We start from the raw sequence: 12,242 nt of genomic DNA on the forward strand, positions 1-12,242 counted from the left end.
TCGATGATTCGTCATCATCAAGCTAGGTCGGCTATATTACTCTAAATTTCTTTAAAGTCAACAGGTAATTTAGATATTTTTAAAACTTATCAACCAACCCAAGAATCTAACCACTTTAGCCAAATCCTTGTTTCTCAACAAGTTTTTATCCGCATCACCGCCGATGGATGTGCATTCTACAGCATTTCTAATCGCTTGCAACCCTGTTTTTTATTATTTTCTTTTGCATGTTTCTTTTTTCTACAAATCTGATGTTTTCGTTGTTTTTATCATCTATTTATGTACAAAAAGCAGGCTCATGGCCTGCTTTTTGTTTTTTAATTGCTGTATTAGTCAGTAAACGTCACACGGGCAATGGCTTTTTTACCAGACTGGATAATATAAGTTCCATTCTCTTTTACAGAGAAACTCATATCCACAACATTCCAATCAACTTTAACTGCACCACGTCCAACGGCATCTTTAGCTGATGCTGCATTCGGATTTAGACCCGCCACACGTAAAATAGTTGCAATAAATAATTCACCACCAAATTCAGCACGAGAAATAGTTACTTCGGGTGTATCTTCAGGAACCTCACCTTCAGTGATTCGATTCCCTGCACTCTTATGTGCATTTTCTGCTGCTTCTGCATCATGGAAACGTTCAACAAGCTCAAGTGCTAAGATGCGTTTAATTTCTTGTGGATTACGACCTGCAGCCATTTCCTCAAGTAGAACTTTAATTTCATCTAATGACTTAAAGCTAAGTAGATCAAAGTAACGTTCAATTAAACTATCTGGCATCGACAAGATTTTTTGATACATTGCCCCTGGTGTGTCGAACACGCCAATGTAGTTGCCTAAAGATTTAGACATCTTATTTACGCCATCTAAACCTTCAAGAATAGGTACTGTAATACACACTTGTGATTCTTGACCATAACGACCTTGCAAGGTACGCCCCATTAACAAGTTAAAGGTCTGGTCTGTACCACCTAACTCAACATCTGCTTCAAGCGCAATTGAGTCATAGCCTTGTACTAATGGATATAAGAACTCATGAATGGCAATAGGCTGATGATTGTTATAGCGCTTAGTAAAGTCATCACGTTCTAACATACGTGATACGGTTTGTTGGCTCGCCAATTGGATCAAATCAGCAGCAGACTTCTGATTGAACCATTCTGAGTTAAAACGGACTTTAGTTTTATTTGCATCTAATATCTTAAAGACTTGTTCTTGGTATGTTTTTGCATTAGCAAGGACTTGTTCTTTTGACAACGGCGGACGTGTTGCACTTTTACCCGTTGGGTCACCAATCATCGCAGTATAGTCACCGATTAAGAATGTGACTTCATGCCCTAAATCTTGGAAGGTTTTTAACTTATTGATGAGAACAGTATGTCCTAAATGTAAATCAGGAGCCGTAGGGTCAAAGCCTGCTTTTACACGTAGTGGACGATTCTCTTTGAGTTTTTTCAATAAATCTTCTTCAGAAATAATCTCGTGCGTGCCTCGTTGGATGAGAGCAAGCTGTTCTTCGGCGGGCAAGAAATTTGACATCACAAAACCTAAACACATCAGTTATTCAATTTGTGCGATATACTAACATTTTTTCAGCGTCTTGCAGGGGAAGTTGTATATGAGCGCAATCTATATTGGTGTAATGACTGGCACAAGCATGGATGGTGTTGATATTGTTGCAGCTTCTTTTAATCCTTTAACTTTGCACGCAACCCTGACTGTTCCTTTTGATCCAGAATTACGTGATGAATTGATGGCGCTCACTTTGCCTGATGATAACGAAATCGATCGTATGGGCAAAGCTGATGTGGCTCTGGCACAGATGATTGGACATGGTATCAATGAACTGATCAAACAAAATAATTTAGATCGAAATCAAATTAAAGCGATTGGCTCACATGGGCAAACTATTCGTCATCGTCCTGAACATGGGTTTACCTTGCAAATTGGTGATCCCAATATTATTACTGAAATCACTCGTATCCCTGTTATTTCGGATTTTAGACGTCGGGATATGGCTGCTGGTGGTCAGGGTGCACCTTTAGTTCCTGCTTTCCATCAGGCCTTGTTTCAGCATGACAGTATTCATCGCGTCATCTTAAATTTGGGCGGAATTGCAAATGTCAGTATGCTACCTGCAAACAATGCGGACGGCGTATATGGATTTGATACAGGTCCAGCCAATATTTTGATGGATGCATGGTGTCATCGTCATACAGGTCATCCATATGACGAGAATGGTGACTGGGCTGCATACGGCAATCCCATTCGCTCATTGCTAGATCGTTTACAAACACACGAATTTTTTGCAAAAGAACCTCCGAAGAGTACGGGTCGTGAAGACTTTAATTTAGAATGGTTGGATGAGCAGCTTAGCGATTGGCGAAGTGATTTAGAGTACGATGAACTTGAAGATACACCAGAGAATGTTCAAGCAACCTTAATGAAACTGACAACTCGTGCAATTAAGAAAGCAATTTATCGCAGTAAAGATGCTATGCCGACAGGTGAAATTTATGTTTGTGGTGGTGGTGCATATAATTCATATTTACTTGAACAACTGCGCTGGCGTTTGCGCAAGCATAATTGGTCTGTGCAAACTACAGATGCGCTGGGTCTTGCTCCAACGTGGGTTGAAGCCACAGCTTTTGCTTGGTTAGCGATGCGTTTTATGGAACAACTCAGTGGTAATTTACCAGCTGTCACGGGTGCATCAGGAAATCGTATCTTGGGGACAATTACGGCGGTGTAATAGCAAAAAAGCTTCTCATATCGAGAAGCTTTTTTATATCTTTTTTAAACTTAAATCGAGAAAGAAGATCCACAACCACACGTCGTTGTTGCATTTGGGTTTTGTACAACAAAACGTGAACCTTCCAAACCTTCTAGATAATCAACGACTGAACCGACTAAATATTGATAACTTAATGAGTCAACCAACATTTTAACATCACCATTGGTAAATTCAGCATCGTCTTCATTGGCACTTTCTGCAAAGTTAAAGCCATAAGAAAAGCCAGAACAACCTCCACCTGTTACATAGACACGTAACATAAGATCATTATTCCCTTCACTTTCGCGTAATTGGCGAACTTTTTTGGCAGCATTATCTGACAATTCAAGAGCTTGTGCGTTCATGATGGATATTCCTCGACTTTTCTTTGTCTTTCATACATAAAAGACCCGATATTCAGTATAGCATACTCAATATCAGGTCTGTATTTGAAGTTTTAAAGGGCTATTCAAAATACTTTTACAAGATTATTTGTAGTTTTCGTCTTGTAAGCCACATTCAAAATTCTTTGGATTTTCTTTACAACGGAATTGCCACAAAAGCTTCATCATGCGTTTATCGTAAATCCCTTTTGCTGTCAGGTTAATACGTGATTCACGCATAAGTTTTTGATAGCCTGGCTTATCAGACTCAGGAACTTCCATCCAATATTTTTGCGGAATATCCGCCTTCATTTTACCAAGGATACCAAATGCACGTGGTAGTTGGCTTTTAACCCACTCGCGTGACTTTTGACCAAATCCTGCTGGGAATTTATCTGGATGAATAATCAAATTACCTGTCACTTGTAAGATCGGATAATTCACAATTGCGCCTTTTGTACCCAAACCTTTATGCAATTCCAAAGGTTTAAATGCAGCTGCTGGCGCACCAATAATATCAACCTGACCGTTATTAAATTTTGCACCAAAGTTTGTAATATCTGAACTTACAGCCTGCGCTCCGACTTGTGAAGCCATAATTTTTTGTGCTTCATCATAGTCTAATACCGCAATTTTCTTACCTGCAGCTTTTGCCACCGTATTGATATTACGATCATTAACAAGTAAATAAGCATCACCGACTGGGATCACACCGACAACTTCATATTTGCCATTGACCATCGATTTTCCGAACACTGGGCTAGCAAGACCTTGCATCACTTTAACTGCAAGTTTTAAGTCAGTGATTGCACCAATTGCATCGAGAGAACCTGTAAATTTATTGAATTGGCGACCACGCATTCCTGTGATACTCACACCATCACATTTTCCAGCTTTAAAGTCTTCAGCAATTACAGCCTCATTGGTGCCAACTTTTAATTCGATATCAGCGCCCCAAGTCTTTGCAGCGAGCTGATAATCTTTCATAAGTGCGTAAACATCGCCACTTTTACCAACAATATCAAATACACAGATTGTTTGCTTTGCTTGAGCGCCTGCGGATACGACTGCAACACCTGTTGCAAGCATTAATGTTTTAAACCATTGCATGTTCTTTTTTCCTTTGCATTTTGGTGATTGTTGTGACATCACACCCAAAATCGTAGAACCACGTTTAATTCCCTAATGGTATATAAACGAAATCCCTCATCATCAATCGTAAATCTTCCTGATCAAAATATATTTTAATCTTCACGATTTCATTTGATTTTTATCTCATTATGATTACGAGATTTTAAAGTAAAGGCTATGACTTAAATGACGATCAAAAAAAAACAAAAAGCCTAGATAAATCTAGGCTTTAAGTGTCATTTTTGGCAATTACTGATTATTCACCAGGTAATGCACATTCAAAGTTTGATTTGTTCACTGAACAACGAGCTTTTTTCAATACAGACATCATACCTGCATCGTAAATACCACGCTTAGTCATATCCATACGACCATCACGTAATAATTTTTGATACTTCAATGTATCTTCTGCGCTTAAGTTCATTTTGTACTTCGCTGGAATTTCAGCTTCGTAACGTTTGATCATTGCGAATGCTTTTGGAAGTTGCTTCACAAAGTAATCACGAGATTTTTGACCAAAACCAGCAGGGAATTTTTCTGGACGAATAACAAGATCCGCAGTTACTTGTAAAACTGGGAAGTTGAAGATACCACCATTAGTACCTAAACCCTTGCTCAATTCTAATGGTTTGTATGCATAAGCAGGCGCACCTACCATATCAACTTGACCATTGTTAAATTTAGCAGCGAAGTTAGAAACGTCAGAAAGTACTGCTTGAGCGCCTACGCGTTGTACCATGATTTTTTGAGCATCATCGTAACCCAATACAGCGAATTTCTTACCAGCAGCTTTTTCAAATGAGTTAATGTTCTTGTCACGTACGAAGATATACGCAGCACCCAATGGAGAGATACCCGCTACTTCATATTTGTTACCACCAAGATTAGTCGTCATCTTCGCAGCATTACGAGCATCTAGAACGTAAGTAATCGCACGTTGAGCAATTTCATTGCTCGGCGCACCACCTAAAGAATCGATAGAACCCGCGAATTTGTTGTATGGGCGAGCACGCATTGCTGTCATTGCTACAGCAGCACATTTACCAGCCTTGAAATTGTTGTCAGCAACTTGCTCATCAGTGATTGCTAGAAGGTTAACGTCAGCACCCCAACCTTTTGCAGCAAGTGCCCAGTCTTGCATCATTTTGTATGATTCACCTGACTTCCCTAATAAGTCGAATACACACACATCGATTTTTGCTTGAGCAGATGCTGACATGCCCATCATCGCAGTTGTTGCAATAGCTAATGCAATTTTTTTCATATTTTTCATCCTTTCACAAACTTTATGTTTGTCTCCTTGTTCGAAGCAAATATTAATCATGTTTTCTGAAAAAAAATAGAGCTTGTACTCTATTTTTATGTCAAGATTGTTTAATATTTGTCCTTTTTTATATCATCCACTTCTTTTATTAGACATTTTTGTGATAAGTCAAAAGTTGTACGCTAAGGTTCACGATTTGAAATAACGTAAAACTTCTATTCTCCACTCAATGTACATTCAAAGTTTGTACGTTCAACAGTACAACGTGCACGTTTGAGTACGTTCATCATAGTAGCATCGTAAACGCCTTGTTTTGTTAGATTCATACGCCCTTCTCGTAACATTTTTTGATAGCGTACTTTGTTTTCATTCGATAGGTTAATTTTTCGGGCATTCATGCCTGATTCTAAACGTTGCACCATGGCAAAGTTACTTGGAAGTTTATTGATGAACCATTGTCTCGATTGAGTACCAAAATTTGCAGGAAATTTACCTGGACGAATAATCAGATCACCTGTGATATTCACAACAGGGAAATTAAACAAAGCACCATTTGCCAATCCTTTGCTAATTTCTAACGGTTTATAGGCATATGCTGGTGCAGCAATCACATCGACCTGACCGCTGTTAAATTTTTTCACAAAATCAGAAATATCGGATGGCACAGCAATCAGATCTAAGCTTTCAACAATTGTTTTTTGTGCCTGATCGTAATGCAAATAAGCGAATTTTTTTCCTTTCGCTTTTTCTATCGTATCAATTCGTTTATCCCGCACAAAAATATAGGCAAGACCGACTTCAATGATTCCCGCAACTTCGTATTTTTCCCCATTGACTGTTGCAGTCAGACGGCTTTTATTACGTTTGTCGAGCACATAACTAATTGCTTTTTGCGCAATTGCATTACTCGTTACCGCACCCACAGCATCAATCGAACCAGCGAATTTGTTATATTTCCGCGCACGCATTGAGGTCATGTAAACCCCATCACACTTACCAGCATCAAAGTCTTGTTCAGCTTTTTGTTCATCTTGATAAGCAATTAACTCAACGTCACCCTGCCAAGTTTTTGATGCAAGCTTCCACTCTTCAATCAGTTTATAAGACTCCCCAGCCTTGCCTAACAAATCGAATACACAAATTTCTTGTTTTGCCTGCACAGAAGTGGTCATGGCAAAAAGCGTTGCAGCGCTCAGTGCCCAAAGTCCTTTTTTCATCTTGTTTTCCCTTAATTGCTGTTTTTGCATATTTTCCACCAGCTAAGGACAAATATAGTCAGGTTTTATTTAAAAGCCTAGTCCTTTTGTCTACATATGTCGGGTTTTTCAGATATTTAACTATCCTGATCACACTTTCTAAAGAGTCAATTGACGATGTCTCATAGCAAAGCATTTGATTGAAATATTTGGACTAATTCAGAATTAGGATCAGGATATTTACTATTCACCACCTAAGGAGCATTCAAAGTTTGTGCGTTCTACAGTACAACGTGCTCTTTTTAGAACACTCATCATAATCGGATCGTATACACCTTGTTTCGTCAGATTAATACGTTCGTCTCTTAGTATTCGTTGATAGCGAACCTCATTTTCTTTACCTAAGCTCAATTTATATTTCGCGGGTATAGAGTCTTCTAGGCGTTTAACCATCGTAAAGCTTTTCGGTAGCTGCTTAACAAACCATTCCCGTGACTTTAATCCAAAATTAACAGGAAACTTTTCAGGACGAATAATTAAATCTCCTGTGATATTTACAACTGGGAAGGTAAACATGGCTCCCGACTTTGCAATCCCTTTTTCAATCTCGAGTGGCTTATAGGCGTACGCAGGTGCAGCAATCACATCAACCTGCTTGCTATTGAATTTTTTTACAAAATCAGAGATTTCTGAAGGTACTGAAATCATTTGTAAACTATCTACTACTGCTTTTTGAGCTATATCGTAGTGAAGATAGGCAAACTTTTTTCCTTTGGCTTTTTCGATCGTATTTAAATTTTTATCTTGTACAAAAACATAAGCCAAACCAAATTGTAAAATGCCAGCAACTTCGTAGTTTTGATCATCAACTTTTGCCAGTAATCGGTGCTTATTGCGTCTATCTAAAGCAAAACTAATCGCCTTTTGTGCTACATCATTACTGGTCACACCACCAATCGCATCAATCGAACCTGCAAAACGATTGTATTTGCGGGCCCGCATAGAGGTCATATACACACCATCACAGATTCCTGACTCGAAGTCTTTTTGTGCCTTCGCCTCATCCTGATATGGGATCAATTGAATTTCAGCTTGCCAATTTTTAGCCGTGACAGCCCATTCTTGCGTCACTCCAAATGTTTCACCTGCTTTTCCTAATAAATCAAATACACATACTTTTTGTTTTGCTTGAACAGTCGTTGCAAACCCCATCAATGTTAAGATTGATAAAGCAAATAGCCCCTTTTTCATTTTTCCCCCTATAAAAAAATAAAAACACACTTTAAAAAAACAAAAAATTATTCACCACCAAGACTGCATTCAAAGTTTGTGCGTTCAACCGTGCAACGTGCACGTTTTAAAACACTCATCATGGTTGAATCATAAATATCACGCTTGGTTAAACTGATTCGTGCTTCACGTAGAATTTGTTGATAACGGGTTTTATCTTCCTGACTTAAATTAATTTTGTATTTTGCAGGTAAATCCGCTTCCATGCGTTGTATCAAGGTGAAATTACTTTTTAAGCGTCCAAGAAACCAATCTCGTGAGTTTTGTCCAAAATTACTCGAAAATTTTTCAGGACGAATAATCAGATCTATTGTCATATTTACAGCTGGAAAGGTAATGATTGCTCCATCCTCTCCAAGCCCCTTATATAGCTCTAGAGGCTTATATGCGTAGGCTGGTGCTGCCATGATGTCAGCTTGACCACTATTAAATTTCTTTGCGATATCCGAAATATCTGACAATACTGCTTGCACACCTAGACTTCGAACGACAATTTTTTGTGCTTCGTCATATCCAAGCACCGCAAATTTTTTCCCTTTGATTTTCTCAATGGTGTTGATCTTTTTATCTCGGACGAATATATATGCCAGAGCAATTTCTGATATACCTGCAACTTCTTAGCTCTGATTTCCAACCCTACTTACCAAACGACGCTGATTACGTTTATCTAAGGCAAAGCTGATTGCTTTTTGGGCTATTGCGTAGGTTGGAACTGCACCAATCGCATCAACAGACCCAGCAAATTTATTGTAAGTTCGCGCGCGCATAGAAGTCATATACACGCCATCACATTTCCCTTGTTGAAAATCCTTTTCAGCCTGAGCTTCATTTTGGTAACTGATCAGATCAATATCACCACGCCAAACTTTTGCAGCTAACGCCCACTATTCAATCATTTTGTAAGCCTCTCCTGACTTACCTAATAGATCAAATACACAAACTTTTGCCGCATTTGATGATGTATTTACCCCCAAAATTAACATTGCCCCCAATGCCAAAATTCCCTTATTCATCCTGAATTCCTGTCGTATAGTTTTGGTCTTGTTACTTATTTTTTCATCTAAACTAAATAATATTCTGATTTTAAACACAGAAGTAGAGTTTTTACTCTATTTTTATCATCTAAATGCATTTGATTTCAGCTTTGCATAAATTCATATAAAAATTTGCAATCGCTTCGGATCACCTTAAAATGCGGCTATCTATTCGCTATTTTGCATACTCATGATCCAATTTGACCAAGTTTCTTTACGCCGTGGTGGGCGCGTTCTCTTCCAAAAAGCATCTATGCAACTTCATCCAGGCTGGAAAATTGGTCTCACGGGCGTAAATGGCGCAGGAAAATCTACGTTATTTGCAGCACTTTTAGGTGATTTGGTCGCTGATGAGGGAAATCTAAGTCGTCCATCTGTTTGGACAGTGGCTCATATGGCACAAGAAATTAAAGCCTTAGATATTCCTGCCATCGACTTCGTACTTTCAGGTGACGAAGAGTATTGGACGATTCAAGAAAAGCTCGCGTATCCTGATCAATTAAGTAATGAGGATTTGGCACAGCTTCATGGTCGTTTTGATGAAATTCATGGCTATGCTGCCCCTGCTAAAGCAGCACAACTGATGGCTGGACTAGGCTTTTTAGATCATCAAATTCGATTAAATGTAGCCAGCTTTTCAGGTGGATGGCGCATGCGACTTAATCTTGCTAGAACACTGATGAGTCGTTCAGATTTATTATTATTAGATGAACCAACCAACCATTTAGATTTAGATGCAATTTTATGGCTTGAGGACTGGCTTAAAGCTTATGAGGGTACTCTGGTTTTAATCTCACACGATCGTGATTTCTTGGATGCAGTCACTGATCATATTCTGCATATCGAAAACCAAGAATTAACCTTGTATACAGGAAATTACTCAACATTTGAGACCACACGAAGCGAACGTTTAGCACAACAACAACAAGCTTTTGAGAAGCAACAAGAAACACGTGCTCATTTACAGAAATTTATTGATCGTTTCAAAGCAAAAGCCACCAAAGCCCGCCAAGCCCAAAGTCGGATTAAACAATTAGAACGTATGCAGCAATTAGCACCTGCACATGTGGATACACCTTTCACCTTTAGCTTCCGTGAACCTACCAAAATGAGTTCACCATTACTCAGTCTTGATGGTGCAACGATCGGTTACGGCGACAAAGTCATCGCTGAAAAAATTCGTTTGCAGATTACGCCAAGCTCTCGAATAGGCTTACTCGGAATGAATGGCGCAGGTAAATCCACTCTAATCAAAACCTTGGTTGGTGACTTGCCACTATTAGCTGGTGAGCGTAAAGCTTCTGAACTTCTTAATATCGGTTATTTTGCTCAGCATCAAATGGATGCTTTAGACGCGCATGCAAGCCCAATGCTTCAACTGGCACGTATCGCAGATAAACAAATCAGTGAAGCGTCTTTACGCTCTTTCTTGGGTGGCTTTGGCTTCAGTGGTGAACGCATGGACACACCATGTGAGAGCTTCTCTGGTGGAGAACGTGCTCGTCTGGCTTTAGCTTTAATTGTTTGGCAACGTCCTAATGTACTGATTCTAGATGAACCGACTAACCATTTAGATTTAGATATGCGCCACGCTTTGACCATGGCATTGCAAGATTTTGAGGGTGCGGTGGTCTTGGTTTCGCATGAACGTCAATTGATTGCAAGTGTGTGCGATGATTTGTTACTTGTTCATGCAGGAAAATGCACAGAGTTTGAAGGTGATCTTCAAGACTATGCCAAATGGTTACGTGAAGCGCGCCAACAACAAATAAATGCACAGAGTGCTTCACAACAAGAGAGCAATTCATCTCAAGCTGCTGCTCCTAAAGTTGATAAAGAAGCTCAACGTAAAGAAGCTGCTCGCCGTCGTGAACTGACTCGACCTATCCGAAAAGACATGGAAAAAGTCGAATCACAGATTGGTAAAATTCAACCACGACTCATTGAGATCGAAGAACTTCTAGGTGACACGACACTTTATGAAGCAAATCGCAAAAACGATCTTATGAAGCTCATGAATGAACAAAATGAACTCAAAGCCAAATTGGAAAATTTTGAAGAGCAATTATTAGAATTCATGATGAGTTTAGAAGAACTTGAAGGCTCATTTGAAAACTAAGTAACATCCCCTAACCACACAAAATGTGTGGTTAGGTTTTTTCAATTTAATCAATACAAGAAAAATAGAAACTCAAACTCAATTACATTGATAATCCACATTTAAATATCATGTCTTTTTCTATCTAATCAGTTAAATTAAAAAAATGGAAATTTCCTCAAAAATTGAGCTTTGTGTTTAGGCTCGATATACTCAGCTCCCATCATTCTAAAGTTGTGACTTTCGATCGACGTTTAAAACGTCTACTTTCTTAATATTTTTTGTACTTCAATTTGGTAAGTACCCGATTTGGACTCATACAAACTGAATGAATTCTTTAGATTTTATTTTTAATTTTGAACATTTTCTTCCAATCTTGATCCAAGAATATGGCGCTTGGATCTACGCTATTCTTTTTTTAATTATATTTGCAGAAACCGCTTTTGTTTTTATGTTCTTCCTCCCTGGTGATAGTTTATTACTCACTGTTGGTGCACTCTGCTCAGTCATTGAAATGATGCATCTTGGCTATATGATTAGTTTATTGTTCGTGGCCGCAACATTGGGCTATATGGTGAATTATCATATTGGTCGTCATTTTGGTGATCGTATTTTTAAAATGGATTCACGCTTTATCAAACAAGAATATTTAAGAAAGACTAATACATTCTTCCTAACTCATGGTGGTAAAACGATTCTTCTCGCACGTTTTATTCCTTTTGCGCGCTCTTTTGCCCCTTTAGCAGCAGGCTCTGGCAACATGAATTATATGCGTTTCGTAGTCTATAACGTTTTAGGCGCATTGTTATGGATCAGTGTTTTAGTCACCGCAGGATATTTATTTGGTCATGCCTTAATTCAGGTGAATGATTTAGTTGACCAATAGTAAAGGTTCCACGTGGAACAAAAAAGAGCTTAAAACCAGTTTAGTTTTAAGCTCTTTTTTATAATGATCTAGGACTTACGCACTATTATTTATAGACTCTCTGTGGTAGCAGATGATTTTTATCGAGAATAAAGTCATCAATGAAGTTTTTGATCATTGGTCTAAATAATTTCTTCTGCCAA

At 38.6% G+C, this 12,242-nt stretch carries 9 protein-coding genes and 1 pseudogene; 3 read left to right on the forward strand and 7 right to left on the reverse strand.

Going from position 1 to position 12,242, the window contains the following annotated elements; genetic code table 11:
* Positions 1-329: 329 nt before the first annotated feature.
* A complete protein-coding gene (gene tyrS, locus ACSC97_RS16260) occupies positions 330-1,562 on the reverse strand; it encodes a tyrosine--tRNA ligase (RefSeq protein WP_436661972.1) in 1,233 nt (410 codons plus the stop codon).
* 61 nt (positions 1,563-1,623) lie between these two features.
* Here tyrS and ACSC97_RS16265 point away from each other — a divergent pair, with 61 nt between their 5' ends.
* Positions 1,624-2,757, forward strand: a complete 1,134-nt coding sequence (locus tag ACSC97_RS16265) for an anhydro-N-acetylmuramic acid kinase (protein ID WP_004914607.1) — start codon at positions 1,624-1,626, stop codon at positions 2,755-2,757.
* Positions 2,758-2,807: 50 nt separating this feature from the next.
* Here the strand turns inward: ACSC97_RS16265 and erpA are convergent, their stop codons facing one another.
* From erpA to ACSC97_RS16295, 6 genes and pseudogenes are all read right to left on the reverse strand, one after another.
* Positions 2,808-3,143, reverse strand: coding sequence for an iron-sulfur cluster insertion protein ErpA (gene erpA / locus ACSC97_RS16270; protein WP_004914604.1), 336 nt, complete (start codon positions 3,141-3,143; stop codon positions 2,808-2,810).
* A 123-nt stretch (positions 3,144-3,266) separates the two neighbouring features.
* Positions 3,267-4,271 carry a putative solute-binding protein gene (locus ACSC97_RS16275; RefSeq protein ID WP_004914600.1) on the reverse strand — a complete coding sequence of 335 codons (1,005 nt, stop codon included), beginning with the start codon at positions 4,269-4,271 and terminating at the stop codon, positions 3,267-3,269.
* A 277-nt stretch (positions 4,272-4,548) separates the two neighbouring features.
* Positions 4,549-5,556 (reverse strand): putative solute-binding protein, encoded by a 1,008-nt coding sequence (locus ACSC97_RS16280; RefSeq protein WP_129261225.1) that lies wholly within the window; start codon positions 5,554-5,556, stop codon positions 4,549-4,551.
* Between the two features lie 215 nt (positions 5,557-5,771).
* Positions 5,772-6,773 carry a putative solute-binding protein gene (locus tag ACSC97_RS16285; protein ID WP_436661980.1) on the reverse strand — a complete coding sequence of 334 codons (1,002 nt, stop codon included), beginning with the start codon at positions 6,771-6,773 and terminating at the stop codon, positions 5,772-5,774.
* Positions 6,774-6,995: 222 nt separating this feature from the next.
* Positions 6,996-8,003, reverse strand: coding sequence for a putative solute-binding protein (locus ACSC97_RS16290; protein WP_151830163.1), 1,008 nt, complete (start codon positions 8,001-8,003; stop codon positions 6,996-6,998).
* A 47-nt stretch (positions 8,004-8,050) separates the two neighbouring features.
* A pseudogene (locus ACSC97_RS16295) lies at positions 8,051-9,055 on the reverse strand (putative solute-binding protein).
* 211 nt (positions 9,056-9,266) lie between these two features.
* On the opposite strand from ACSC97_RS16295, the gene ACSC97_RS16300 reads away from it, so the two are divergent.
* Both ACSC97_RS16300 and ACSC97_RS16305 read left to right on the forward strand, forming a co-directional pair.
* Positions 9,267-11,195 carry an ATP-binding cassette domain-containing protein gene (locus ACSC97_RS16300; protein ID WP_436661976.1) on the forward strand — a complete coding sequence of 643 codons (1,929 nt, stop codon included), beginning with the start codon at positions 9,267-9,269 and terminating at the stop codon, positions 11,193-11,195.
* 307 nt (positions 11,196-11,502) lie between these two features.
* Positions 11,503-12,060, forward strand: a complete 558-nt coding sequence (locus tag ACSC97_RS16305; protein WP_436661978.1) for a VTT domain-containing protein — start codon at positions 11,503-11,505, stop codon at positions 12,058-12,060.
* Positions 12,061-12,242 lie beyond the last annotated feature (182 nt).

This window comes from Acinetobacter sp. P1(2025), from assembly GCF_051390655.1.
GTDB lineage: Bacteria > Pseudomonadota > Gammaproteobacteria > Pseudomonadales > Moraxellaceae > Acinetobacter > Acinetobacter junii.